The 25,847-nt window shown below is 44.4% G+C and carries 28 protein-coding genes and 1 tRNA gene; 7 read left to right on the top strand and 22 right to left on the bottom strand.

Annotated elements, in window-relative coordinates:
- Positions 1 to 79: 79 nt before the first annotated feature.
- Positions 80 to 385: a rhodanese-like domain-containing protein gene (locus ACR8BL_RS26610; RefSeq protein ID WP_434750321.1), complete on the top strand. Its 306-nt coding sequence runs from the start codon at positions 80 to 82 to the stop codon at positions 383 to 385.
- A gap of 216 nt (positions 386 to 601) precedes the next feature.
- On the opposite strand, the gene ACR8BL_RS26605 is transcribed toward ACR8BL_RS26610, so the two are convergent.
- Positions 602 to 1,111 (bottom strand): shikimate kinase, encoded by a 510-nt coding sequence (locus ACR8BL_RS26605; protein WP_434750320.1) that lies wholly within the window; start codon positions 1,109 to 1,111, stop codon positions 602 to 604.
- 153 nt (positions 1,112 to 1,264) lie between these two features.
- Complete coding sequence (gene gndA, locus ACR8BL_RS26600; protein ID WP_434750319.1) at positions 1,265 to 2,674, bottom strand: NADP-dependent phosphogluconate dehydrogenase; 1,410 nt, start codon at positions 2,672 to 2,674, stop codon at positions 1,265 to 1,267.
- 207 nt (positions 2,675 to 2,881) lie between these two features.
- On the opposite strand from gndA, the gene ACR8BL_RS26595 reads away from it, so the two are divergent.
- Positions 2,882 to 3,487: a suppressor of fused domain protein gene (locus tag ACR8BL_RS26595; protein ID WP_434750318.1), complete on the top strand. Its 606-nt coding sequence runs from the start codon at positions 2,882 to 2,884 to the stop codon at positions 3,485 to 3,487.
- A 151-nt stretch (positions 3,488 to 3,638) separates the two neighbouring features.
- On the opposite strand, the gene ACR8BL_RS26590 is transcribed toward ACR8BL_RS26595, so the two are convergent.
- Together ACR8BL_RS26590 and ACR8BL_RS26585 are read right to left on the bottom strand one after the other, a co-directional pair.
- Positions 3,639 to 4,238, bottom strand: coding sequence for a hypothetical protein (locus tag ACR8BL_RS26590; protein ID WP_434750317.1), 600 nt, complete (start codon positions 4,236 to 4,238; stop codon positions 3,639 to 3,641).
- Between the two features lie 382 nt (positions 4,239 to 4,620).
- Positions 4,621 to 5,931 (bottom strand): MFS transporter, encoded by a 1,311-nt coding sequence (locus ACR8BL_RS26585; RefSeq protein ID WP_434750316.1) that lies wholly within the window; start codon positions 5,929 to 5,931, stop codon positions 4,621 to 4,623.
- 177 nt (positions 5,932 to 6,108) lie between these two features.
- Here ACR8BL_RS26585 and ACR8BL_RS26580 point away from each other — a divergent pair, with 177 nt between their 5' ends.
- A complete protein-coding gene (locus ACR8BL_RS26580; protein WP_434753260.1) occupies positions 6,109 to 7,584 on the top strand; it encodes an aminotransferase class I/II-fold pyridoxal phosphate-dependent enzyme in 1,476 nt (491 codons plus the stop codon).
- Positions 7,585 to 7,804: 220 nt separating this feature from the next.
- Here ACR8BL_RS26580 and ACR8BL_RS26575 read toward each other — a convergent pair whose 3' ends face one another.
- The 4 genes from ACR8BL_RS26575 to ACR8BL_RS26560 all read right to left on the bottom strand — a co-directional run bounded on the left by ACR8BL_RS26575 (position 7,805) and on the right by ACR8BL_RS26560 (position 9,439).
- Positions 7,805 to 8,122 carry a DUF1292 domain-containing protein gene (locus tag ACR8BL_RS26575; protein ID WP_434750315.1) on the bottom strand — a complete coding sequence of 106 codons (318 nt, stop codon included), beginning with the start codon at positions 8,120 to 8,122 and terminating at the stop codon, positions 7,805 to 7,807.
- 98 nt (positions 8,123 to 8,220) lie between these two features.
- Positions 8,221 to 8,775 carry a copper amine oxidase gene (locus ACR8BL_RS26570; protein ID WP_434750314.1) on the bottom strand — a complete coding sequence of 185 codons (555 nt, stop codon included), beginning with the start codon at positions 8,773 to 8,775 and terminating at the stop codon, positions 8,221 to 8,223.
- Between the two features lie 201 nt (positions 8,776 to 8,976).
- Positions 8,977 to 9,177: a hypothetical protein gene (locus tag ACR8BL_RS26565; protein WP_154983409.1), complete on the bottom strand. Its 201-nt coding sequence runs from the start codon at positions 9,175 to 9,177 to the stop codon at positions 8,977 to 8,979.
- A 73-nt stretch (positions 9,178 to 9,250) separates the two neighbouring features.
- Positions 9,251 to 9,439 carry a hypothetical protein gene (locus ACR8BL_RS26560; protein WP_434750313.1) on the bottom strand — a complete coding sequence of 63 codons (189 nt, stop codon included), beginning with the start codon at positions 9,437 to 9,439 and terminating at the stop codon, positions 9,251 to 9,253.
- 498 nt (positions 9,440 to 9,937) lie between these two features.
- Here ACR8BL_RS26560 and ACR8BL_RS26555 point away from each other — a divergent pair, with 498 nt between their 5' ends.
- A complete protein-coding gene (locus ACR8BL_RS26555) occupies positions 9,938 to 10,894 on the top strand; it encodes an IS30 family transposase (protein WP_221791739.1) in 957 nt (318 codons plus the stop codon).
- Positions 10,895 to 10,935: 41 nt separating this feature from the next.
- Here ACR8BL_RS26555 and ACR8BL_RS26550 read toward each other — a convergent pair whose 3' ends face one another.
- The 6 genes from ACR8BL_RS26550 to ACR8BL_RS26525 all read right to left on the bottom strand — a co-directional run bounded on the left by ACR8BL_RS26550 (position 10,936) and on the right by ACR8BL_RS26525 (position 17,043).
- Entirely contained in the window at positions 10,936 to 11,355 is a 420-nt protein-coding gene (locus tag ACR8BL_RS26550; RefSeq protein WP_434750312.1) for an organic hydroperoxide resistance protein, read from the bottom strand.
- A 252-nt stretch (positions 11,356 to 11,607) separates the two neighbouring features.
- Positions 11,608 to 13,308, bottom strand: coding sequence for a CotH kinase family protein (locus tag ACR8BL_RS26545; RefSeq protein ID WP_434750311.1), 1,701 nt, complete (start codon positions 13,306 to 13,308; stop codon positions 11,608 to 11,610).
- A 225-nt stretch (positions 13,309 to 13,533) separates the two neighbouring features.
- Positions 13,534 to 15,753, bottom strand: coding sequence for a M1 family metallopeptidase (locus tag ACR8BL_RS26540; RefSeq protein WP_434750310.1), 2,220 nt, complete (start codon positions 15,751 to 15,753; stop codon positions 13,534 to 13,536).
- Between the two features lie 372 nt (positions 15,754 to 16,125).
- Complete coding sequence (locus ACR8BL_RS26535; protein ID WP_434750309.1) at positions 16,126 to 16,431, bottom strand: hypothetical protein; 306 nt, start codon at positions 16,429 to 16,431, stop codon at positions 16,126 to 16,128.
- Positions 16,432 to 16,551: 120 nt separating this feature from the next.
- Positions 16,552 to 16,623 (bottom strand) — tRNA-Val (locus ACR8BL_RS26530).
- 162 nt (positions 16,624 to 16,785) lie between these two features.
- Entirely contained in the window at positions 16,786 to 17,043 is a 258-nt protein-coding gene (locus ACR8BL_RS26525) for a hypothetical protein (protein WP_434750308.1), read from the bottom strand.
- 311 nt (positions 17,044 to 17,354) lie between these two features.
- Between ACR8BL_RS26525 and ACR8BL_RS26520 the strand changes: the two genes are divergently transcribed.
- Both ACR8BL_RS26520 and ACR8BL_RS26515 read left to right on the top strand, forming a co-directional pair.
- Positions 17,355 to 17,798, top strand: a complete 444-nt coding sequence (locus tag ACR8BL_RS26520; protein WP_434750307.1) for a GNAT family N-acetyltransferase — start codon at positions 17,355 to 17,357, stop codon at positions 17,796 to 17,798.
- Between the two features lie 136 nt (positions 17,799 to 17,934).
- Positions 17,935 to 18,171 carry a DUF3892 domain-containing protein gene (locus tag ACR8BL_RS26515; RefSeq protein WP_434753259.1) on the top strand — a complete coding sequence of 79 codons (237 nt, stop codon included), beginning with the start codon at positions 17,935 to 17,937 and terminating at the stop codon, positions 18,169 to 18,171.
- Between the two features lie 97 nt (positions 18,172 to 18,268).
- Here ACR8BL_RS26515 and ACR8BL_RS26510 read toward each other — a convergent pair whose 3' ends face one another.
- From ACR8BL_RS26510 to ACR8BL_RS26495, 4 genes are all read right to left on the bottom strand, one after another.
- Entirely contained in the window at positions 18,269 to 18,550 is a 282-nt protein-coding gene (locus ACR8BL_RS26510) for a hypothetical protein (RefSeq protein WP_434750306.1), read from the bottom strand.
- Entirely contained in the window at positions 18,534 to 18,761 is a 228-nt protein-coding gene (locus tag ACR8BL_RS26505) for a hypothetical protein (RefSeq protein WP_434750305.1), read from the bottom strand. The genes ACR8BL_RS26510 and ACR8BL_RS26505 overlap by 17 nt, the downstream gene beginning before the upstream one ends.
- A gap of 142 nt (positions 18,762 to 18,903) precedes the next feature.
- Complete coding sequence (locus tag ACR8BL_RS26500) at positions 18,904 to 19,233, bottom strand: DUF3889 domain-containing protein (protein ID WP_434750304.1); 330 nt, start codon at positions 19,231 to 19,233, stop codon at positions 18,904 to 18,906.
- A gap of 57 nt (positions 19,234 to 19,290) precedes the next feature.
- Positions 19,291 to 19,593 (bottom strand): hypothetical protein, encoded by a 303-nt coding sequence (locus ACR8BL_RS26495; protein ID WP_434750303.1) that lies wholly within the window; start codon positions 19,591 to 19,593, stop codon positions 19,291 to 19,293.
- Between the two features lie 289 nt (positions 19,594 to 19,882).
- Here ACR8BL_RS26495 and ACR8BL_RS26490 point away from each other — a divergent pair, with 289 nt between their 5' ends.
- Positions 19,883 to 20,785 carry a manganese catalase family protein gene (locus ACR8BL_RS26490; protein WP_434750302.1) on the top strand — a complete coding sequence of 301 codons (903 nt, stop codon included), beginning with the start codon at positions 19,883 to 19,885 and terminating at the stop codon, positions 20,783 to 20,785.
- A gap of 245 nt (positions 20,786 to 21,030) precedes the next feature.
- On the opposite strand, the gene ACR8BL_RS26485 is transcribed toward ACR8BL_RS26490, so the two are convergent.
- The 4 genes from ACR8BL_RS26485 to ACR8BL_RS26470 form a co-directional block, all read right to left on the bottom strand.
- Positions 21,031 to 21,324: a DUF6809 family protein gene (locus ACR8BL_RS26485; RefSeq protein ID WP_434750301.1), complete on the bottom strand. Its 294-nt coding sequence runs from the start codon at positions 21,322 to 21,324 to the stop codon at positions 21,031 to 21,033.
- 80 nt (positions 21,325 to 21,404) lie between these two features.
- Entirely contained in the window at positions 21,405 to 21,644 is a 240-nt protein-coding gene (locus ACR8BL_RS26480) for a CopG family transcriptional regulator (protein ID WP_434750300.1), read from the bottom strand.
- A gap of 678 nt (positions 21,645 to 22,322) precedes the next feature.
- Positions 22,323 to 22,709, bottom strand: coding sequence for a DUF5071 domain-containing protein (locus ACR8BL_RS26475; RefSeq protein WP_434750299.1), 387 nt, complete (start codon positions 22,707 to 22,709; stop codon positions 22,323 to 22,325).
- 35 nt (positions 22,710 to 22,744) lie between these two features.
- On the bottom strand, positions 22,745 to 25,822 hold the full coding sequence (locus ACR8BL_RS26470) for an RHS repeat-associated core domain-containing protein (RefSeq protein ID WP_434750298.1): 3,078 nt from the start codon (positions 25,820 to 25,822) through the stop codon (positions 22,745 to 22,747).
- Between the last annotated feature and the right edge of the window lie 25 nt (positions 25,823 to 25,847).

The raw sequence follows: 25,847 nt of genomic DNA, 5'->3' as shown, positions 1-25,847 counted from the left end.
GTATAGCCAAATTGACATCCCCTGTATCCCTTGGGTATCATTAGAGACGTTAAGTCCATATAGAAAAGAGGACCTGAATATGACACAAATCGCTGAAATCCAACCATCCGAGCTGCGCCGCCGTCTTCAAGCGGGAGAGAAGCTGCAGATGATAGACGTCCGTGAGGACGAAGAGGTCGCACAAGGCATGATTGATGGTGCCAAACACATTCCACTGGGACAGATTCCAGATCGCTTGTCCGAGATCGACAAATCAGGTGAGATCATTATCATCTGTCGTAGCGGTTATCGGAGTGAGCGGGCTTGTGAATATCTGCAACAGCTCGGATACGACGGCTCTACCAACTTGGTCGGCGGCATGCTGCAGTGGCAGCAGGAAGACTAAAACAGGGCTATTGTACAAGCTGGTGAACCCTACTGAGTGTTACACTTCAACGGGTTCCACCCTTACACCCTACCATTTCCAAAACGGGCCATATGGCTCGTTTTTTTAATAGGTTCTGCTCCCTACTCTAATCCATATAAATTGAAGCCATCGACAGCATCGCGTGTCATCATGACTGTTCAACTTATATCTCTCACTTCTTCGACGATCACAAGCTTAGACGCGGTAATGCGCTAAAATTAAACGAGTCACTTCGGCCGCAGACAACGCAGTTGTATCCACCGTGTAATGCGCAAACCGATATGCATCTTTGCGTTCTTCCATAATTGTTCGAATCCGTTCCTCCGCATTACCTGCCAGGAGTGGACGGTTCTCACAGCTGCTCACACGTTCCACAATGACCTCAGGGTCGGCCGTAAGGGCAACCACCCAGCCATTCGCTGACATCGCCTCACAATTATCCGGACGAAGTACAACGCCGCCTCCAGTTGCAATAACTTGTCCATTGTTCTCAAGTACCGAGCACAACATCCGGTTCTCTACATTACGGAAATGCGCCTCTCCTTTGCCCGAAAACAATTCCGGAATGGTACAGCCTTCCTCCTGTTCAACCGCGGCATCCACATCAATTAATCGGTATCCCAGCTCGCGAGAAAGCATCTCGGCAACGGTTGACTTGCCCGTTCCCATCATGCCGATGAGAATAATATTTTTAGACTTGCTCAAGGTGTACACTCCTTTAATTCAAGCATTTCGTGAGCACTTTTGTCCTATCATAACACAGCCCTGCGAACGGGGGAAGGCCAATAAAGAGGGACCTGGTGGTCCCCGGTATGATCCGGTCCTCCAAGTCCCTCATGACATTCTTTTATCCGAAGATTACTCCATCCAGTTGTGGTGGAAGCTGCCTTCTTTGTCTACACGTTTGAATGTGTGTGCGCCGAAGTAGTCGCGTTGTGCCTGCAGCAGGTTCGCTGGCAAACGCTCTGTGCGGTAGCTGTCGTAGTAGGACAATGCGCTCGAGAAACCAGGTACCGGAATACCTTGTTTCACCGCAGCCGCCACCACTTCACGCCATGCATCCTGGTAAGTTTCCACGATGTTTTGGAAGTACGGATCAAGCAGCAGGTTTTTCAGGGCTGCGTCTTTGTCGTATGCTTCCTTGATGTTTTGCAGGAACTGTGAACGGATGATGCAGCCACCGCGGAAGATCATCGCGATGTTGCCGTATTTCAGATCCCAGCCGTACTCGTCGGATGCGGCACGCATCTGTGCGAAGCCTTGGGCGTAGGATACGATCTTACTTGCGAACAGCGCTTTGCGCACGCTCTCGATGAACGCTTTTTTGTCGCCGGAGAATGCCTCTGCCTTAGGTCCGTTCAGGATTTTGCTTGCAGCGATTCGCTCATCTTTCATGGCAGACAAGAAACGGGAGAATACGGATTCCGTAATCATGGACAAGGGTACGCCGAGATCCAGTGCGCTTTGGCTTGTCCATTTGCCTGTTCCTTTTTGTCCAGCGGCATCCAGAATGACATCAACCATCGGTTTGCCCGTTTCCGGATCATATTTGGAGAAGATATCCGCGGTGATCTCGATCAGGTAACTGTCAAGCTCCCCTTGGTTCCATTCGGTGAAGATTTCATGCAATTCCTCTACGGATACGTTCAGTACCGATTTCAGCAAGTGGTACGCTTCTCCGATCAATTGCATATCACCGTACTCAATGCCGTTATGTACCATTTTCACGTAGTGTCCCGCACCGTCTGGTCCGATATATGTACAACATGGGTCGTCACCGACTTTGGCCGAAATTGCCGTGAGGATCGGTTCTACCAGTTTATAAGCACTTTCTTGTCCACCTGGCATAATGGAAGGGCCTTTCAACGCGCCTTCTTCACCGCCGGATACCCCTGTACCAATAAAGCGAATACCCTTGTCTTCCAGCTCTTTGCTGCGACGAACGGTGTCAGGGAAATAGGCATTACCGCCATCAATAATAATATCTCCTTGATCCAAGTGAGGAAGCAATTGCTCAATCGTTGCATCGGTTGCTTTACCCGCTTGTACCATGATCAAAATTTTGCGTGGTGATTCCAGGGAAGCTACGAACTCTTCAACAGAGAACGTTCCGATCAGGTTTTTACCCTCTGCTTCTTTCAGAAGATCATGTGTTTTCTCAGGCGAACGGTTAAATACCGATACTGAAAATCCTCTACTTTCAATATTAAAGGCCAAATTTTTCCCCATGACTGCCAGGCCAATTACGCCGATTTGTTGTTTTGTCATCTGGTCCTCCATCCTTTACTCCAATTAATTTTATTGAAAAAAATCTCAACAATATACTCATTTTAACGGTTTTATGTGTGAAAGTGAACCCCGCACCCCCGCCGGACAGCGAGAAAACACCGGAATCGACTCAGGTGTTCATTGTATTTTCATAAATACGTTATTATAGTAAGATCAACGAATCAATCTGAATGGAGGAGCGTGCAGATGACACTTGAGCAGCTTTCGAATGAAGAACGTTTTGCGCTGGATATTCAAAGGACATATCTTTTGGGAACCTATATGAATGAATGGGGCCTGCCTGAGAGCAGAATGATACTTTCCAAAACGGAGCGAAACATTCATGTGGAAATTTACTATTTCCCTGCAACAATACAGTCCGGTATCTCCCGATTTGTCACTATTGGTTTGTCTCAAGCAACCCGTCCTTCCGGGGAACAAGTCGCCGCAGAGTGGATGCTGGCACTGCAATCGGATTTAGGCGGTGCAACTGCGGATCGTGTCAACAGCTATTTTGCGGATATTATTACACATCATATCGAACATGCACCGAATTCCGATATCCCGCGTGTGATGAAATCAAGTACCTTGGCACCGACAGACTGGAATGCGACCGCTCTATTAATTGACGAATTGCGAGGAGAAAACGAAGCCCTCGAAAACATATATACAGGCCATGAGACGGTGCCTCTATTATGGGTCATCCCAATCACTGTAACTGAAGCCGATCTAATTCTGGAACAAGGAATTGAGCAATTTGATACTCATGTGGAGAATTCCGAGGATTCTATTATTGATCCTAGGCGTCCTTAGACGAATGGAAGAATAAACGCTCTGACGATTCGGGATTCAAACCAAACAACAGAGTCTCTCTGCACTGCACATCAAAGGGCTGCCCCTAGTCTGTTAATAACCTTCGGGAACAGCCCTCTTCAATAAAAACGATGCTCAAACACAGTTTACCTCATCCTTCCAGCATCAGCAGATGTCCGGACAACCGCTGCAGTGCTTCACGGCAGGTATTAGCCTTCTCTGTGTTACTAATCTGTATCGCATGATGCAGTCGTTCCAGCACATCATCAATCTCCATACGCAGCAGCATAAGCCGCTCTTCACCTTCACGCGAGAGGAACATCTCTTCCATCTCTTCCGCGGTTGGCGCAGGTTCTTTTTGGAAAATGACCCGTTGCTTGAATCCTGACACTTCCACCAGACGAATCACTTCACCAAACAAAATATTCTCCACCGTCATCTGCTGATCCTTGAAGCGTTTCACCACGGCATGCCCGCGTGTATCGCCAATCAGCTTCTCCAGCCACTCTGCAAGCTTGGCATCCTTGATCAGATAATCTCCTGTCATTTTATAATTCCCGCTGCGCGTCTGTTGAAAACGGAGCTTTACCAGCTTACGTCCGGTGCGGACTGACAGGATAAAGAAGGATTCGTCCTCGCTCCAATATAGTGAATACCCCTCACGAATTAGGTCTTTGATTAGATTTTGGATATGCCGACGGTTGAACCGCAGCTCCAGATTGCAATATTCAACTTCATAACTCTTGTTCACGGCACTCCCTCCATCTGTACCGGATCTGCTCCGGCCTCATGTTTCAAGCGCTTGTGTTACATCGGCTTACCCTATTTTATACTTCATTTTATGTAAGGGTACTTGGTTATTTGACTATTTTTCACGGAATACGAATCCGATTTGTAGCTTTCCGCAGATGCCCAAGGGCAAGCCCCTAGATATTCACGGTATAATAGTCATTTTCATAAATGGACAAGTGTCGAAATTATGATTATTGTAATGCATCTCATACAATAACACTTTATTTGCACTAAATGACGGTTGCCGGCAACACAACAAATCAAAAGGAGGCCCATCACCCTGAGCAGATCAGGTTTAATGGACCTCCTTTTTTGAATGTACGAGTTACCTCGTTCTTCCTCTATCCTGCTGGTGCAGTTCGGAATGGCTTGCGTGCCAAAACAAAGTGAACAACAGCGAGACCGGCCATTACAAGAGCGCTGGCGATAAACGGAGCCGGGTGACTCACATGATCCCACAACAATCCCGACACAATCGGACCTACAACCATGCCCGACCCTTGCAGCGTTAGAAAAAAACCCCAGATTGCCCCGCGCTCCCCTTCGGGAATCAAGGTTGCAACAAAAGCATTCCATGCTGGCAGAATCATGGCATAACTTACGCCGACAAGCATTACGATGCCAAAAACAACAGGAATGGCTGTCACTGTTGAGAAAATAAACAGGCTGACTGCCGCCATCAGAAATCCGATGTTCAGGAATGGCTTCGTTCCAAACCTATCCACCAGCTTACCTACTGGCAACAATGCAATGACCGTAATACCTCCTCCTGCAATGAGCAATAAGCTATACAGGTTAGGTGAAATATTCAGATCGGTTCGTGTATACAGTGTAATGACGGGACTCAGCAGACCGATCACGAATGATTGCATGAACAGCGCAGGATAGACGAGCGGATTGACATTCAGTGTGCTGCGCACCCGATGTAATGTACGCTTAACGCTCTGTTGCAGGCGAATAAACGGTGTAAGCAGGTTCGGCTTGGCTGGATACTTCTGTTTTGCGGTTTCTCCACCCTCTCCAGCGACTCCCTTTTCTGCGTTCTGCCCTCCCTCGATCACAACACGGCCCGGAAGAATCATAGCAACGAGAATGACCAGAATTGCACATCCCATGAGGACAAGGAAGATCGTGCGGTAATCATGACCCGTTCGTTCCAGCAGCCAGTTCATGCCGACAGGTCCAAGTCCTGTGCCTCCCAAAGCTGCCATCTCCAGTGCGCCCATCGCCGTACCGTTTTTGTTCTGGGGACCTGACATCGCAGTTACTCCCGTCATTGCACACGGCCATAGCGGTGATGTACCGATTCCGAGGATCAGACAAGCCATAGACAGCCCAACAGCACTTTTGAGAAAAAGTATCATGATAACGGCAATTAACGTACAGATCAGAGCCGTTACCATCGTGGCGCGAAATCCGATGCGTTCTGCCGCCCAGCCTGAGGGGGCTCTGAACAGATTATCTCCCAGATACTGAAGAGCAAATGCCACGCCAATGACGCCAGCAGAGAGCCCCAGAATATTATCCATATATACGGGGAGAACGGCGACCAGCAGTGCCCCTTTGATGATCTCCACCAGGAAAAGTGTCAGCCACATCGCGATAAAAAAAGGCGATCTCAATATCTTGGCTGGTTTGATGTCGGTTTGCATTCTTTTTCCCCTTTCAAGGTTCATTTACCGTTCCTCTACACTTAGTGTAACCGTGGAGATGACGACCAAATCGCACCAATTCAAAAATTTGTCGTTCATACCGCTTGCATTCAGTGCTTATTTTGCTATACTCATCTTTGTTTACCAATTTACTTAGGAAGGGTTGTGACAGCACTGATGAATCACCACCGTACGCCGCTGTTTACCGCTTTGAAAAATCACGCGGCACTCAATCCCGTACAGTTTCATATTCCGGGACATAAAAAAGGATTGGGAGCGGATACCGAATTCCGTGAATTTATTGGCGATAACGCCTTCTCCATAGATTTGATCAACATCGCACCACTCGATGACCTGCATCAGCCTACAGCCGTTATCCAGGAAGCACAGATACTTGCTGCAGATGCCTTTGGAGCCGATTATTCCTACTTTAGTGTACAGGGTACAAGCAGTGCAATCATGACAATGATTCTGTCAGTTTGCAGTCCGGGAGACAAAATTATCGTACCGCGCAATGTGCACAAATCGATTTTGTCTGCCATCATTTTCTCAGGAGCGAAGCCGGTATTCGTCTCTCCTGCACAGGATGTCAATCTTGGGATTGATCACGGCGTGACGATTCAGTCGATCCGGCGCGCTCTTGAACGTCACCCGGATGCCAAAGCCTTACTAGTCATCAATCCAACCTATTATGGTGTATGTACAGACCTCAAGGCCATTGTAGATCTGGCTCACAGCTACCAGGTGCCTGTTCTTGTGGATGAGGCACACGGGGTGCTTATTCATTTCCATGAGGATCTGCCACTGTCCGCAATGGCCGCTGGGGCCGATATGGCTGCTACAAGTGTTCACAAGCTTGGTGGCTCGATGACACAGAGTTCCGTGCTGAATCTGAACACCAAGAACGGGTTCGTCAATCCACAGCGCGTACAGACCATTCTGAGCCTGCTGACATCGACATCTACCTCATACGTATTGCTTGCATCGCTGGACACCTCCAGACGCAATCTAGCCCTGCATGGTCATGAAATTGCGCAGAAGGCGATTGATCTTGCTGAGTTTGCACGACGTACGATCAATGATATGGATGGATTATACTGTTTCGGAGAAGAACTGTTAGGTACAGAAGCAACCTTCAATTATGACCCGACGAAAGTCACGATTCATGTGCGCCATCTGGGAATCACAGGTTATGAGACCGAAAACTGGTTGCGTGAGCATTATAATATCGAAGTTGAACTTAGCGACATGTACAATATCTTGTGCCTCATCACGCCAGGTGATACGGACGAAAGCGTGAATATTTTGCTCAACGCACTCCAGGATCTTGCTCGCACTTATTATCAAGTCAATCCGGCGCATGAACTGGTTGTCAAAGTTCCAGATATCCCACAGCTGATGCTGACGCCGCGTGATGCCTTTTACGGGGATACCGAGGTCATTCCTTTCAAGGAATCCGCTGGACGCATTATCTCGGAATTCATCTATGTGTACCCGCCAGGTATTCCGATTCTGCTTCCGGGCGAGGTTATTACGCAAGAAAACATCGACTATATCATTGATCATGTTGAGGTCGGGCTGCCGGTTAAAGGACCAGAAGACCGTAGCGTAACAAACGTCAAAGTCATCGTGGAAGCTGACGCTATTTTCTAAGAACGGCATTTAGCCAGGATAGACCGTGAAAGAAACACGAAACGAAAGAAAACGTGAAGATAAAGATCGAACAGTGAAGGATCAGGTTTAACACCTGGTCCTTTTTGATTTGCATTTTCCCTGACTCGACTCTATGTGCCCGCAAGCCAGAATAGCCAAACAAACAACAAAAGACCCCCTGAAATTCAAGGAGTCCTCATGTTATGTTCCAGAAGATCGACTATTCTTGGGAAGCAACCAATTCGTTGTATGCCGCTTCAACACGGTTCCACTCTGCTTCGTCTTCAATATTGTAGAGCACCATTTCCTCGTCTTCTTCTTCCATACGCAGGATGATGCCGTCAGCTTCAGGATTGTTGCGTTCGAGCAAGAGTGCATAAACGTGATCTTGCACGTCAAACGTCTCTACCAAAACCATTTCCACGTCTTGACCATTCTCGTCAGTCAGTGTGAGAAGGATCTCTTCGTGTTCATGATCGTGATCATGGTCGTTACCGCAACCGCAGTTATCTCCATGCTCGTGTTTGTGATCGCTCATTGTAATACCTCGCTTCATCATTAGAAAATGTGTAACCTTGCATATCGTAACATGTTCACAGAGCCAGGTCAATTTACCAATCAGCGTTCACTTTGCCTTTAATCGTTCAGCGCTGTAATGATTTTTTCGGCAACGAGAACATAATTGCTGTTTGCATTTTCTTTAATATGAAAGCCGATCTGGTACTTGCCCGCACGACTAAAATCATAAGTGAAATCATACGTACGGAACCAGAAGTTATCCTTCTGTGTTGTCAGATCCTGTGCCTGAATATCCTTCACCTGACCACTCGGGTCCGTTATTGTGACTTTCACGGCAGAGACATCTGTTGTCAGACTGTCTACCTGTGAGAACACATTGAATTTCAATTTTCCCACATTGACGTTCCCAAACACAGTGTCTCCCTTGAAGAGAAAAATATGTACATTCGGCTTGATTACGGTTACTCGCTTGTTACTGTTATCCCAAAGAGCAACGCCCCCTGCCTCACGAACGGGTACATAAGTTGTTCCATTAATCAAATAACCACCGTCAGACGCTTCCTTGCCGTTAATGAGTACGCGAATCTTCTCGTTCACAGAGTCCGCAAACAATAAAGACCCGCCCAGCAAGGAGAATACCATGACACATAGCAGCACTCTTTTCCATTTCATTCCGTCAATATACCCTCCCCTGCTGTTAGTATGTTTGTACATTTATACTGCGAACGCCTCTACAAAGTTGCGCTGATTTTCATCATTTTTCATTTTTTATCCAAAATATTTACCACGCTTTGGGAAACACAAAAAAAGGCTAGCCTGTTATCAGGATAGCCTAATATGTTACTTCGTATATATACGTAATTAGACGAAGTGTCACGAAGATACGTGGCGGGTGAGGATACAGGGAACCCCTTTGCCAACTGCTCCGCCCTCTCTCATTCGTGCGGCATATTCCGTACCTCGTGAGCAAGGTGTCTTGCAGCGCTCACACACATCAGATGTAACGAGCTTCATCGATACACGCATCTTGTCACTTTTTAACGCGGGAGCCTTTTTTCCTTTTGCCTTTGCCATCCCGGATTCCCCATTTCCCATATTGCTGACTGAACACTGCATCATATGGGGAAACGCCCAGTGGTGTGACTACCTAAAACACATATTTAAACAATAGGAAAATCACGAGGAAAACACCCACAATAATCAGCAAGTTGCTGATTTCCCACCAAATTCCTCTTCCGCCACCAGAGATCAGTTGCTTGGAATGTTCCTCATGACGCTGCTGATGTGTGTATGATTCCGATAAGTCCGGCGGCTTGTTATAATCTTTAAAATCCATTCATGATGCACCTCTCTCTCGGTGAACTCAATTGACTTATAGAATTGCTTCAGTTCGATAAATTTTCACTTTTATGAATATTTACGGCGATATCCACCCAAAGTTTCAACATTATTACATTTATTGAATGATAGAGTTTACCTCAACCCCATTCCATCGAAGATAAAGTTTCAACGCGAAGCAAGTATATGTAAAAAGGGGCTGTCCCAAAAGTCATGTTATGATTTTTCAGCCCCCACTTTAGACAGGAGTTCAAGCAAGAGAGAAGCCTTCAAACCCACTTTAGCGGTGGTTTTGAAGGCTTTTCCGTTCAACGTTTGGGACTGGCTTATCCGTCGGTACCCTTTTGGGACAGCTCCTTTGTCTATTGCATTTATTTTATTCGACGGATTGTAATATGAAGTGCGACACCTACTGGAAATAAATAAAAAATGGCCCATGGCCGGATTCGTGTAGAATGAAGGTTCCTACACCACATTCACACAAGGAGAATCCACCATGAGCTACACACATCTTAGCATAATTGAGCGCAGCAAGCTAGAAATCCTCCATCGGCAGGGGAGAAGTACCCGAGCGATTGCCAAAGAACTTGGCAGACATCATTCCACCATTAGCCGGGAACTCCGCCGAAATACAGTAGAACACCCCTACGCCGTGGAGAACGCTCAAGAGGGCTATGTCCAGCGCCGTAAGGCCTCCGTTTCCGCAGGGAAGTGGAATTCAGAACTGGCGAGTCGCATTGAAGATAAGCTCCACGCAACCTGGTCTCCAGAGCAGATCGTAGAGCGATTGCGTCAGGAGGGTCAATCCATGGTATGTTTTAAAACGATCTATCGTTGGCTTTATACCGGCCGTCTGGTGAAAGGTGTGCTTGCCATCCTCAGACACAAAGGGAAACGGCAGAAGCCAGCAGAGACACGCGGCAAGTTTGCTGTGGGCAAGCCCATCTCTCAACGTCCGAAAGAGGTTCGTCACCGGGAGACCTTCGGCCATTGGGAACTGGATACGGTGGTTTCAGGTCGTGGGAAAAGCAAGGGCTGCGTAGCCACGTTCATCGAACGAAAGACCCGCTTGTATACCGCGATTCGTATGCCTGATCGTACTGCGTTGTCCATGGAGATTGCCTTTGGAGTAGCGGCTTCGCAGTATCCTGCCCGAGCGTTTCAAACCGCTACCGCGGACCGTGGCAAGGAATTCGCCTGTTACACCAGCCTGGAAGCCGTTCATGGCGTGCAGGTATATTTTGCAGATCCCTATTCCTCCTGGCAACGCGGCTCGAATGAAAATGCCAATGGCCTCCTGCGAGAGTTTTTTCCCAAAGGGACCGATTTTGCCCAAATCACGGATGAGGCTCTAGAAAACGCTCTGGACTTGATCAATCACAGACCACGTAAATGCCTGAGCTGGAGAACCGCTCACGAATCCTTTTCAGAGGAACTGTCGCACTTGGCTTGACAATCCGTCATTCTAAAAGGAACGTTAAGAATCCTGTTTGCTTAGGCCTGCTCCACTTTAACGTTAACATTACCTTTGATTGCTTTGGAATAAGGGCAGTATTCATGGGCAAGTTTCACAAATTTTTGTGCCGTTTCTTCATCCAGGCCCAAAATTTTCACTTCAAGCTCGATATCCAGCTTCACGCCACCATCTGCCGGGTCAGCTACCAACGCGACAGTTGCAGATACCGTGCTGCGTTCGATCGTTACATTGTGCTTTTTCAATTGAAATTCCAACGCAGAGTTAAAACATGCACTGTACCCTGCTGCAAACAGTTGCTCCGGGTTGGTAGCTGTAGTCACTTGACCTCCAAGTTCAGGGGGTGTAGCTACATCCATCATAAATACGTTATCCGGGGATTGTACGATCCCTTGGCGTCCACCTGTATTAATAACTGTCGTTTCATATAGAGTTTTCATATTAAAATTCTCCTCTTCCGATTTAAAGTTTGTTATATGGTTTGAACATGTTTTCTTTTAACTTGTTTACAAATTGATTGTACACAATTTAATTACCTTTGTAAATATTTTTTTGAAATAAACAAATGAAATAAAAAAAGAGCCACCTTGTAAGGTAACTCTATATATTGATATTAGCCAAAAGCATGCATGCGTTCATGCTCAAATATTGCTCATATATTTAGCAACGAAGCACAGTCCGGCAACTGAATTCTATTTGGATGTTTCAGTTTGCTCCGTTTTTGGGGTCTTCTGTTGATTTCCCGCATTGCGATCAAAACCTTGACCACGGAATCCGCCCTTCATGCCGTTTCCTTTGAGGTTATCCTCTAATTTGGTTAGATCAACCAAGGATGCATCAATGAGCGTATTCGTGCTCGCTTTTTGTCCCTCCGTAGTCGAAGGGATCGTTCCCTCAAGCTGTCCTTGAATGCTCTCTGCACGCAGTGTACCCAATTTAGTCAATTCAGCAACAGCCTCTTTATACTTTTCATATGTCACAAACGCAGTAGCATCATTTTTAACATAACCCGTAATCAGATTGTTTAATGTTTGTACCGTTTGCTCAAATTTCCCGTTTGCAAAATAACCGTCTACGATCTCCTGTAAGTATTCATGGTACTTCGCCTTGTACTCAGGTACCTCCAGTAACTTGCTTAGGATCGGCCGCTCTTCCATCGTCACACCTGATAAAGGAGTATCAATGGCAAGATTGACCACATCGGATGCGGAACCTGCCTGGAAGCCACCAAAAGCCATATTGTAATCCCATGGCAGCATACTAATCTTCCCGTTATTTTCATATAAATAATAGTTATGCCCCATATTGGAGGTGTAGCTATCCATATTCACCACCACGTTATGAGCTGCAAAATATTTGAGCACAGCATCGACATCCACATATTGCTCAAGATTGGTACCAGCATTCAAGTTTTTGAGCGCTTCAATCACACGTTGTTCATCTTCTTTCGTCGTTTTGGTCTTTGCATTATCAAAAATGCCAGAATAACTGGACACTTTATCATCCGTATACACTAAGGACACGCCGTTCGTGCCGCCATTCATTCCACCGCCTCTGCCGAATCCGCGCCCCCCCTCTCGGCGAGTGTTGGCAGTCTGAGAGTTGGCATCGCCTGTTCCTGCACCTGTATCACTCGGTGGTTCCATACCTTCAGGAGGCTGAAAGTCTCCCATCTCGCCAGCATTCCCTTCTGCTCGCGGGTTCCCCATTCCCATTGGGATTCCCATTCCACCCGCTCCCATATTGTCATCGTTATTGGGTTTGTAGATTTCCCCTTCGCCATTCTTCGCACGTGCCAGATATCCGCTGTCTATGTCTTCAACAGCCAGATATAAGCCCCACGCCTTTCCGTTGACGTTAATGTTAGCAAAAGTAAACAGCGGTGCATCAACTCCGATATAACTCATGATGTCATAGCTCAGATACTCTTTCATATAACTGGCATCAGAAATCATATTATTCACGACCATTTTATCGAGCCCATTCCATGTTTGACCTTTCACGAATTTATCAAACTTGATTTTGAAACTATACCGATCAGTTGTGTCGTCCCCTGCCACTTGTCTCAAACTGGAGTTTCCTTTGGCTCGAATGCCTACGTTTTCTATGGTTGTCCCGTTAATCGTTACATTTGCTTTTTTATAGTTTTCCTCTGTCGCTGTGTCCAGCATTTCTCGCCAGGCATCCTCATCCACATCAATGGAAAAAGACATCACTTCCGTTTTATTAAAGTTTTGTGCATAATTCACCGTTTGTGTCTGATCTTCTGTGGATGGGTTCTCTGTAGTTGTAGTTGTTGTTTGCAAGGTTCCATTCTCATTGCTACAAGCCGCTAATAACATCGAAGCAATCACTGTAGTTGTCATAACATTTCGCCATTTGTTGTTCATCATTCCGTTTCCCACCTTATTTCTCTTTTAAGATCCTGTTACAGAGAAGTTTAAAAGAGAAACCTTAAATGAAACTGAACAGATTGAATCCATCCCGATTGAAACCTGATGTCCATCTTCAAAAGTATTTTCACTTTCCTGCTTCTTTCCAATCAAAAAAGAGCCGCCTTCTAGAGCGACTCTTCATAAACATTTCTTTTTTTTGCTTCTATTTTATTGTAAAAAGTATCATTCGACTTTTTTGCTAGTTTTCAACTTACCGTTGCGATCCAACTCATAGTATTGGTAAAGATCATTGGAGATCATTAAAGATTCCTGACTCTTCGTCATAAAAGACTCTGTTGCCTTGGCGCTGAGATGATCATCATTCCAATAGTAATGAATCATGAGCCGATTCTGATTATATGGATGTTTAATGACATATGCTCCGGAATGTCCTGCTGTTTTCATGACATCTTTCCAGGCTAAACCGATACCATTTGCCCGAACATTAATGTTTGTTTTCAAAGCTTGAACAATACCATTCGACTTCGCATTACCAACAAGAATGAGGTTACTGCTGCCTATCTCACGTTTCAGCTTTTGCTTCAACTGTTTTCGATCCCGGACTACATCGTATTTAATGCCAAATACATCAAAAATTTGAGTTAACTGGCTGGTCGCTTGTTCCTGTTGTTTCGCTGCTGCTTTGCTCACCTGATCTCCAAGTACAATCGTTAATGGTTCCCCTCGAAAAGACTTTTCCATTAAACGAATCATCACTTCGTAAGGCAAATTGGGAATGTTGTTTACCACTGCCTCATATTGCGGCTGATAGGCATCGTGCATATATGCTGCAAGTTCCTTCTCAGACATTTGATACTCCTGCTTAAGCTCAAAATCAGGCTGAATCAGCGCCTTCTCCATCTCCTGACGCTGTTCTTTACCAAGCACATCCTCAATAGTATCAAGTAATCCATTTACCGTGGCATTTTGGTTGACAAAACGATGAAAATATTCCTTCATAAATGCATCAAATTTTTGTTCACCAACAGAGCGGTATAATTGATAAATGGCCTGACGACCCTTTTGGTAAAATAAATAATTAGCCATTTCTCCTACTTGTTCATTCGTTGAAGCAATGGGTAGATCAATAGGTGACGGATCGAGCTGAATCGATCTGAATCCCCCTAGCTTATCTCCTTGCTTCTCCAAAAAATACACCATGGAAAAGTCGGCAAAAGCTTCATCCAGAAATGATTCCGTTTCTGAATTGTTACCGATTAAAGCATGGAACCACTGATGTGCAATCTCATGCACAAATGTCGAATCATCCTTGGGCAATCTAGCTGGTTCACGCTGCGGCATCTGTATTAATCTTGAATATTCGACGCCAAAGCCATCCACATGAGTCTCGATGACACGAAATTCGGGATACGGATATTTACCATATTTCTCACTGTAAAATGCGATGACTTTAAATGCATAATCAATGTATTTGTCCACCGCAGCTTTTTTGGCAGGATCATCACCCGAATAAAAATATTCCACGGTAAGACCATTACGCGTCTCACGTTCTACCTTTAGATTAGGGCCAGCAAAAAAAACAAACTCTCTCGTGTTCCCGGCATACGACGTAACCACTTTTCGTCCATGTTCAACACTTTTTGGGGAGGATAACTCACCCGGCATGACCACTTCATATGACTCAGGCACATTAAGCTCCACATTAAAATCGGATGAGGTGTAGAAATCACTCTCGAATGAAGTGCTATACGGTGTCTTATTCCATTGATGTGTATTCTCATCATAAACAGACATCACTGGAAACCAGTGTGCTCCGTTGATTTGATCCTTGTAGTAAGATATTCGCTGCATGCCATAAGGAATATCGAGCCGATAATCCACTTGGAAGGTAATCGACTGACCTGGTTGCAAAGGTGTCTTCAATTGCACGCTTAAAGCTTGATTTTTGTTATTGAAAAGAAGCTTCTCTTCTTGCTGTTTCACTTCCAGAATATCAATGCCTCCCAGGAAATCTGCCGCTTTCTTTTCTGGTTGTTCTTTAGCTATTTGCTCATTCTGATCTTGATACATAATCGTTTGTGTTGCTTTGGATCGATTAGCATCGGCATAGGTATGCATAACTAACTCTTTAAGCGGATCTTTGCTCGTATTCCGGTAGGTCACTGCCTGGCTTCCCTGTATGGTCATGTCTTTTTCATCCAGACGCGCTTTGATCTGATATTGGATCGGGGATTGCTCCTGAGACATCGCTTGTGGTATGCTAGAGGTTTGTTGCATATTGGAAGCTACTCGTGCCGTCTCCCAATCAGCAGTCTGGATAGATGAATTCCATTGGGCAGCATGAGTCGTATGAACCAACGGGGATGCCGCAAGTGTCACCACGAGTGTACTCAGCATAACCTTTTTGATAATATTAGTAGGTTTGATTTTAAGAGTGTGCATGCTCTCTCTCCTTTTGCTCTATGTTCTTCACATACAACAATAAGAGATCAACCTTACGTTAAATTTAGTTTTGATTTAAATTTTGTTTAAAAATAAGAAAAGAAGTCCTGCTGTGTGCAAGACTTCTCACATCTGATCTGAGTGAGCTCAAACCACCCTATCCTGTCAACTCCCAGCATATTTACTTTCACTCGATGAATGTCCCAAGAATGCTTTAAGTCTACCCTTGATCTCTACTGAGATTTTCTCTTTGCTGACGTAAACAACATCAATCAGTGTACTTAACATCATTTTCTTCTTTTCTGTCGACGCTTCATCAAAAACATCTTGCCAAACCGGAATATTTTTTTTAGTGTTTCCAACTCAGACAATTCAATCTTTTTTAGAGGATAGTATTCTTTCAGTTTCATTGATCTCATTGGTAGTTTGCATAATCTCCGATTCCTTCTTCTCAATAAGATCATTAAGCATCTTTGGTTTGAAGGCACTTTTGCCAATAATTGATTTAGGGACTTCGGCGTTAAGAACGGATAACTCATTATAATGTTCTTCAAGTACTGACTGTAGCCTCTTCATTTTTTTCTCTTCCTCATTTGATATTCTCTTTTTGATTAAGTCCATTTTTGAACTTAAATCTATTGTTTCGAGTTGATTTAAGTAACTATTTACTTGCTTCATTACTTGTCTCCCAACCTTCTTAGATGAGAAAATAGGATTAATTTTTCCCATAAATTAAGAGACAAAGCAAAAAAACAGCCATGTAATGGCTGTCTCGCTTGTAAATTATTGCTTTCTGTATAGGACGAGTGGGGATCGAACCCACGACCCTTACCCTGTCAAGATAATGCTCTCCCGCTGAGCTATCGCCCTTCATTAATACATTAAATATAGTTACAATTAATAATTCAATATGCTCCCTCATATATAAATCAAACTCCAATGAAGTAACAATATCATACCAAGTAAATGCGTTCATTGTCAATTATTAATTTTGTAATAAATTGTCTGGATTTGAGCAGAATAATGGAAAGATTACCATTTTGGGAAACGAGGTGAATTCAAGTGAAATACGCCGTTCAATATCTTATTAGCCAATGCGAGCATTGTCAGACTAAACAATTTCTTTTCAGAAAGCTGACTTGGCTGATCGTATGCGCAATTCTTCTCCCCACAATAACCGGCTGCACGTTGCAGCGGAATGAACATACGGTGCAGTTCCAGCAGCAGTTGGATGAACAGAACGAATTGCTCCCTGTCTGGATGGATGTATATTCCAAATCTGTTGTGCATGATGTCTATTCTCCTCATGGGAATGCCGAGATTTTACCTTGACAGCAAGAAGCAGCATGAAACCCAGCGCTGTCTGCAGTCTTACTCTTCTTCATCCCATTTGCGAGAGTATGCCTTCTTGGTGACATAGTATAACAATGCGATCATGCCCGCCGACAAGAGCAATGTAATCGTCATAACAGCCGCCATTCCCATGACTATTCCTCCTCCATAGTCCCAATATGTACCAAACTTAACTATACAGGAAAAGCATTTTTTTGTATAATGCAGTCTGAACTTGCCGCACATGGAGCAGAAAGAAGGAATCAAATTTGGCAGCTGAGATTAGTTATGTCACGACAGAAGAAGAATTAAAGCAAGCGCTTGAGATTCGCCGTCAGGTTTTTGTCATTGAGCAGCAAGTACCTGCAGAGCTTGAAATTGATCAATATGATATTATCAGTCCGGATGTGCATCATGTGTTACTTCATACCGATGGTCAGGCTGTTGCCACAGGCCGTCTGATCTATTACAGCAAAGATACGGCCAAAATGCAGCGGATCGCTGTACTGGAATCTTATCGTTCATTTGGTTATGGACGTGTGCTTCTGTTAGCAATGGAGGAACTCGCCCGTGAGCTTGGATTAACTTACTCCCTGCTGGATGCCCAGTGTCAGGCTCAGAAATTTTACGATAAACTCGGCTATGAAGTGATTTCGGAAGAACCTTTTTATGATGCCGATATTCTGCACGTTCGTATGAGAAAAAGTCTGTAGTCTCGTTGCACAGCTCTACATCGGTTCAACTGAATCCTGATAAAAATATGCATCTCGTGCATACTTCTGGCTAATTCGGAAAGGCTAAAGGGGGTAAACCCATTCCCATTTGGTCATAGAAGGAGAGTGTGACATGATGGATCAGACAACACGCGAGACATTCACAGCGGTGCAGAAAAATGGTGACGGTGACCTTACGGCCTTCCAGACATCTTCAGGCCGTATTTTGGATTACCAACAGGCCCTGAACGAAGTGCAGACCGGCCAAATCGCTGGTGTTAATGTATTCAAAGGCAAGGATGGAGAAATGTATATTCGTGGCGATGCCGATGGTGACCCGACCAACAACCTTGACCAGCTTCCGAATTTCTAAAAAGACTTGCTAAATACAGCGCCAACCTACCAGGGTTGGCGTTTTTGCTTTACCTTTTGCCCGAGTTTTCGGCGCTTTGTCTTGCTCTAATACTTATTTAATAATCGGTAAAATATTTTACTGCACTACCCGCAGGCTGGGCTTTTCGTACAGGACTTGGTTGTTGCTCCCATGCCTGCAAAATCTGTATCCTTTCCATTGTGGATGAGTCATGCCAGGTAATATGCCCTCTCTGCTCCAGTTCCAGCAGTGACTCCCGAATGTGCGCTGGACTGCGCCCTGTCTTGGTTTCCAGCTCATCCATACGTGGAATCCGTCGTTGCTGACCTGCATAGTTGACGAGAATGCGCAGAATTTTACGTTCAAAGTCGTTCAGCATACTTCATCTCTCCCTTCCGATTCCGATCGGTCACAGGGAGCCATGCCAATATATTTTGCTCCAGAAAGGTTCGCGGTGCCCCCTCCTTACCATCCGATGCTCGAATCATTCCGCCCCGCACACTGTTAACTCGAATCTGCCGCTGCGTAATCTGTCCCGCACGATCCATGTACACAAGCTCCACCAACTGGCCAACATATTTCCCTAGCATGATCATCCCTCCAATAAGAACATTTGTTTGTATTCACTATTATATGCGAACATAAGTTCTTTATTCAATAACAAAAAAAGGAATTTAAAATAAAAAAACCAGACATGCTCCGCGCAAGACGGAAGTCTGGTTCTTCAATTGATTAGTGACGATCCGATTTGGTGAATTCCACTGTTTTTAACTGTTGCGTATTTGGATTAAAATCCACATTGACATAAACGGCAAATTGCTTGCCATCTTTGGCACGAACCCACAGCTTGAACTGCTCTCTCGACTGGTTAGCGGTAAGCGACGAACGACCAATATGTTTGTAATCCAGGATGTCAACGTTGTACTTCGTTTGGGTTTCCTTTACAGCTATGATGCCCCACTTCGCATAATCCGGAATGCTGCCGCTGGTTGCCGAAACGGTAGTTGTGACGCCCGTAAAACCAAGCATAAGCGTTAATATGGTAAGCATAAGCACTCTCATGCATCTCACTCCTTGGGACCAATGTATTGCTGATATCGTGCCCTTTGGAATTACATTTTACACCCACATTCGAAAAATCCAGACAGCCGGCCATAGCCAAAATGGAACAATCTGCATCAGCTTATCCAGCGGCTCAGCCTCAGAAGTAGAACGAAAGCTCATTCCCCAGTCTCCGGAGAGAAAATCATGCTGCGCTTGGAGCTCTTTACTTGGTTCCAAACCGTACTTCTGCATAAGTAATTGCCTTGTTTGCTCATCTACCTGAACATCATTCCCTACACCATTTGCTGTCGCCTGCGCACTGCTTATGTATATTAGAATCACCATTAAACCTACAATGCGTAACCATCGAAATCTCATCTCTACTTCTTCCTTTCTGCCTTGATTCCATTATGAATGATCGGCATTCAAAGCTTTGCATAACTTGTCTGATTGTACATAAAAATTGTGGAATTGGAAATACCATATCAATAAGAAACAAGTCATTTCCGCCAAAATCAGAGCCTCATTGGCACATGACTCCTTAGACCCAATTTATAGATTATTTGTTTTAAAAATCCACAATTTGTGTAATGGGCTTTGACCGAGCAAACTGTCACAACGTCCACCCGAGTCCATCTTCACCCACATTCGAGGAGGTTATATCTGTATGTTCAAACGTCTGGATGAAATTCTGATTGAGATCCCCAACGTCGAAAAGCCAGATCCCAATGCAGCAGCAGCCATACAGGAATTGCTTGGTGGTAAATTCGGAGAAATGTCTACCCTGAACAACTACCTCTACCAATCCTTTAATTTTCGTTCCAAAGAAAAACTAAAACCGTTCTACGACCTCGTCATGAGTATTACGGCCGAAGAATTAGGACATGTTGAATTGGTGTCACATGGGATTAACCACTGTCTCAGAGGATCAACGGAATATAAAGAACCTGATCAGACGCCGCTAGGCTCCGTCAAGGATGCTCGGCTGTCGTATCATTTCCTGGCAGGTGCACAAGGCGCGATGCCTTTTGATTCGATGGGCAATCCGTGGACAGGCGCCAATGTCTTCAACAGTGGCAATCTGGTGGAAGATCTGCTGCATAACTTCTTTCTCGAATGTGGAGCACGTACCCACAAAATGAAAGTATACGAAATGACCGATCATCCCGCGGCTCGCGAAGTCGTCGGTTTCCTGCTCGTACGCGGCGGTGTGCACGTTGTGGCCTATGCCAAAGCGATTGAAATTGCAACGGGTGTCAATGTGACCAAGCTGATCCCTATCCCTTCTCTGGATAACAAAGCCTTCAACGAGGCTCGTAAATACGAAGAAAAAGGCGTTCACACCAAGTTGTACACTTACAGCGACAAAGACTTCAATGCCATCGACCAGATCTGGAAAGGCACACACCCCGAAGATGGACAACCGCTGGAAGTCATTCAGGGTATCCCGCAAGGTTTCCCGATTCCGGAAGCTCCGGCAGTGGAGGAGGAATTTGCTCCAGGCATCTCACAAGAGGACTTCAAGGAGATTGCACGTCGTCTGAAAATGGCGGGGAATATTGCGGATTAAGGAGGCAAGAGTTCGGCTGAGTGTTTAGAATGTTGTTTTCCTAAATAAATTGTAAATTCTAATGCTGTTAGCTCTAAGTATGATTAAAGCCCTCACCCAACTGCTTGAACACAGAGAAGGTTTGAGGGCTTTGTTATAAACAATTTTATGTTCATTTTATGATGCAAAATGAGTATGTTGTGTGTTCAGGTTTCCCAAGAATTTAGCTGTAAAAGTAAACCTGATCTCCGCTCACATAGGTAAGCCTAGTTAAACTCCAACACCGATTCCTCACGCTGACTCATGACTTCAATCAGTATGTTAGCTCCTAGACGAAAACCTTGTACAAAAGCAGCTTCCGTATGCATCCCCTCACATCTGCCGCACAAGTCAAATAACTGTTCAAGCTCAAGAAATTCATTCTCGCTTAAACGATTCTTCCACTGCTCTGTCAGAGTTGCAATCTGCCGCCCTAACGCTTGGTATTCAGGATGTGTCGGCATCATCATCTCATCCGGGCGAAGTCGTCCGTTATAAAGTGCTTCCAATATCAAGTTCATGTGTATCCTCCTGTAAATTAATTCGCACCTCACTTGAATGAGCGTTCTGCACATGGTAGGATATTTATGCAGTCGCTCATTCATAGTGATTGCGGGATATGAAGCAGCGTTGTTCTTTGTGGGACGAGCGCTGCTTCTTTTTTATTTTGGAGCTCTTCGTAAATCTTTTCAATCCCTTTGCGAACAATAGCAGATCGGTTCGTATTCAACTTCTCAGCCGCAACATCAAGGTTGCTCAGAATTTCCTCATCGACACGGATTTCAATCGTTTTGCTCTTCGGGTTATCAGATTTAGGACGCCCCATCTTTTTGGAGGACATTGCTCCACCTCCTTTTTGTCCTGACAATCATATATTATCGTAAGGACAAAAAGTCAATATAGTTGTAAAACTTATGTTCGTTTCGACTTAGATCGATCTCTAATGTACTGGAAAGCTTTCTCATGCTGACTTGAAAAATTAAAAAGAACCCATCTGATAACCGAATGGGCTCACGTTTAAGTTTCTAGAGAAAGTGAAACAATTTCTTGAGAATCTGGGGGACAAGGGACCAGATCATTCTGATCAAGGAAATTTCTACTTGCAGTCCAGAACGATCATGTCCACTACTTTATCTTGTTAAGATAAGATAACCTCATCCATTTCCTCTAACAATTCGTCTTCAGTATGACGTTCAATTATTTTTACTAAGTTAGGTTAAGATACGTGGACAATCTGAAGGTAATAATGAGATTAACCCAATCTGCATAAAATACTCCATTTCCAGATTAGGATTCTAACTTTACTAGAACCCATCAAAAACAAATATTCAATTAAATCCACTCTCAATATTGATACTATGCAACATAAATAGTTGGTTCAATATCTTGGACTTAACTCCGCCTATGAATAAAAAAACCCTGAAGGGCTAGATGGCGTCTTCAAGGTTGTTGTTAAATGTGCTTTAAATAGAATTCCGAATTTATACATTAGATTACACAAATAAAATATAATTTCTTGTTAATCAACTCTATTTAATAAATAAATTATAATCTCATCCATTTCCTCTAACAACTCATCTTCAGTAGGATGTTTTAAAAGTCGTTCTAAATCTTCTTTCAGCATAACCACATACTTAGAAGGTAATCTGCTAATTAGTCCTGTCAACATAAAATATTCCCAAGTAGAGTCTCTTGTTTTAAAAACATTTTTTATATGAGGAATCAATTCTTCTCCAAATCTTAAAAGTAAATCTTCAACTGATTTTGCAATCGGCCAATTCCCGTCCTGTATCCATTCTAATAGCTCTGGTATAATTACTTTTAATTCGTTATTACTTAGCATGCCAAGCTCTTTCACAGATTCTATGTCGAACTTATCCCTAGGCAACATTTTTTTTATATCCATGATCGTCCCTCTTTCTGTTTTTTTGAAATAGATAATCAATTTTCAATTAAAATGCTCTTTAGAATCAATGTTAGATAATATGGATTATTTTTAGCGTCTTCTCTAGAAGCCATCCATAGTTGGTGCTCATAAGGATCTATTGCCCTTATAGAAACATGCCCGGTTATTTTATTATCAATCTTTGCACGCATAACCCCTGTTGCATTAACAGCTTCAAGTGTCGTCATTGCGAACTGTTTACTACTTGGTTTAAGAAACATTGATAAACCTTTTGTATCAACAACCCTTGGAGTAAGATTTACATTTGTTTTAGAACCATTTCTAAAAATAAATGTTTGATTTTTAGGAGGGGTTTTAGTGCCAGCAGTTGATGTCTCAAAACTAACTGCCCCTGCAATTCCTAACATTTGAAAGAATGCGTTTAAAACCGGGCCGATGCTACCTGCATTAGGAGCAGCAACTACCATATTTCGATCAAGATTAAAAATCTGTATTTCTTTAGCGCTCGCAACAGCCTTCTCTTTCATTTTATTATATATCTTAATTAATTCATTATAAGATTTACCTACATGTGCATTTACTATACTATCCGGTACATATCTTGATGAGTTTTTGAGATCATCACACCCCCCAGAATGTCCGTATTTCCCATTAATTGATTGGCAGTAATTTCCTGTTGGGTCTACATACCTTACTGGATTATTGCTCACGTACGTATACAAATTCAAGCTCAGTGGATCAGCTTGCTTTCCTTCATACGTATCCTCGTTAATAAACCTACCTGTACTCGGATCGTACCATCTCGCCCGTAAATACTGCAACTGCGTCGTATCATCCCATAGTTCACCAGAGTATAAGAACGGATTGTGGACTTTCTCTTCTTTCGACTCCAGATTACCCCATACGTCATACTGATACTTGTTCAGTAATACGCCATTGACATCCCGCAGCTCGGTAATATCTCCGTGCCCATTGCTCTGAACATACGCTTTGCTACCATCTTCATAGACAATCGCTTCCAGCTTGGCACCGCGAATATAGTTCGCTTTGAGTTCTAGCGTACCGTTGCGCACTTCGGCTTCGGCAATGATCTGAGCGCCATCATCGTAGTAGTAACGCGTAGTTATACCATTCTCTGTACGCTCGACAAGCAGGTTATCACCGTTGTACTGGTATCCCACTTTTGCCGTGTCAGTAGTGACTTGAGTCAATCGATCACGGTTATCGTATTGATACTCGCTGGTCACCGCGTTAACTTCCTTGTCGGACTGCATCGTCAGGCGGTTACCTTGTTTATCGTACGTGTACTGCTCGTTATTACCACTTGCTGTTACAATTCGATCCAACTGATCATACGTAAAGTCGTCCTGTACGCCGTTCTGAATACGCTTTGTTATATTTTTGTTACTATCATAACTGTATTTATACCAAACGACTGTATCTTGACCACGATCTTGCTCTAGCTTCATCAGATCCAGACCGTTATACGTCCTAAAGGTACTCACATTATTTAGAGACTGGGACGAATTCAACAATCCATTCGAATAATAATTGTCGCGAGCATCAGGTGCATCTTTAGTTGTACCAACCGAAGTCATTCTGTTCATTACATCATACGTGGTGTAAACGGTGTTGCCAAATGGCCCTTTCATCTCGGTCTGGTTACCATTGAGATCATACGTGAACTCAGTAGTCAACCCATCCGGATAAGTCATTTTTGTCAATTGCTCCGTTGCAGGGTCATATTGATAGCTCGTCGTACCCGTACGGTCAGTCATGCTCGTGCGTTTACCCACGACATCGACAGCGAAGCTAATCGTTTCGTCCGAGCTTACTTTACGGAGCAAGTTACCGCGCTGGTCATACGCATAGGTGAATGTATTACCATTGCGATCCACATATTTCGTCAGGTTACCGCCAGGTGTATAGTAACTTTTCGTTGTGTTGCCTGACTTATCCTTCGTCTGAATCCGGCGATTCAGCTGATCATACGTGTTCTCTTTGATGTTACCTGCTGGATCAATCGTCTGGAGCAGATTACCAGCTAGGTCATAGCTGTATTGCGTCTGTTCTCCATTGGCGCTGGTCACTTGACGAAGCTGACCCATGACATCATAACGGAATGCCGTCACATTGCCATTACCATCGGTTTGCTCCAGCGTTTGACCACTGATGTTGTCGTATTTATTTTTTCCGAGTGTACGGAGTACCTCATCCAGCTGCGTTTTCTCTTCCGTTTGGATGGCTTTGCCCCACTTATCATAGGTTGCAATCTGCATGTAGCCTTCGGCATCCGTACTGGTTGCTGTGCGAGCGACATCATCGTATTTCATCGCTGTGGACGTACCATCTGCTCCAGTTGTCATTACTACACGGCTCCAGTTGTCATACTTATTCCGTGTGCGATTCCCCAGTGCATCATCTGCCCAGGCCGCTCGGCCATACGGGTCATACCCGGTACGCTGAGACACCACATAGTTGTCTCCTGAGAAATAACCATTCTCGATGGCCTGGCCTAGCGAATTCCATTTCTGTAACCGTTGCTGGCCAAGTTCATCCGTGACTTTGATCGTATTATTGATGTCATCATAGTCTGCACGAAGCGTGGTTCCGTCCGTTTGTGTTACTTCGATAGTACGGCCAATCGCATCCACACGATACTTGGTTGTACGCTGCTCTGCGTCCGTGGATGAGATTAAACTACCCGTAGTCGTATCATATTCAGATGATGTGCTTACTGGTGTTGTTTGACCATCCACATCGGTCACTATCATGCTCAGACGGGTTGGAAATGCATTTTGATAACGACCATCATATTCGAGTGTCGCATTTCGTTCCTGTTTGCCATCCGAGATACGCTGAGTTAACAGGTTACCATATGCATCGTAAGTGTAGTCAGCCTGTGTCAACAGTTCACCACTGGCACTATCTTTACGATTTACGATTTGCTTGACATTACCGACATCATCCCGTGTAAGTGCTGTATATCTCTTGTTGGTCGCGTCCACCATGTCGGTAGCACTCGTTAACCAGTGTCTAGTCTCATCATACGTACTGCTCGTGGTGCGTCCTGTTGCATCCGTTACCGAGGTGATATTACCGTAGTCATCCAACTGTACGGTCGTCGTTAATACATCT

Source organism: Paenibacillus amylolyticus, from assembly GCF_051136285.1.
Classification (GTDB): domain Bacteria; phylum Bacillota; class Bacilli; order Paenibacillales; family Paenibacillaceae; genus Paenibacillus; species Paenibacillus amylolyticus_F.
Note: the sequence above shows the minus strand (reverse complement) of the source record. Positions and strands in the feature narration are given on the sequence as shown.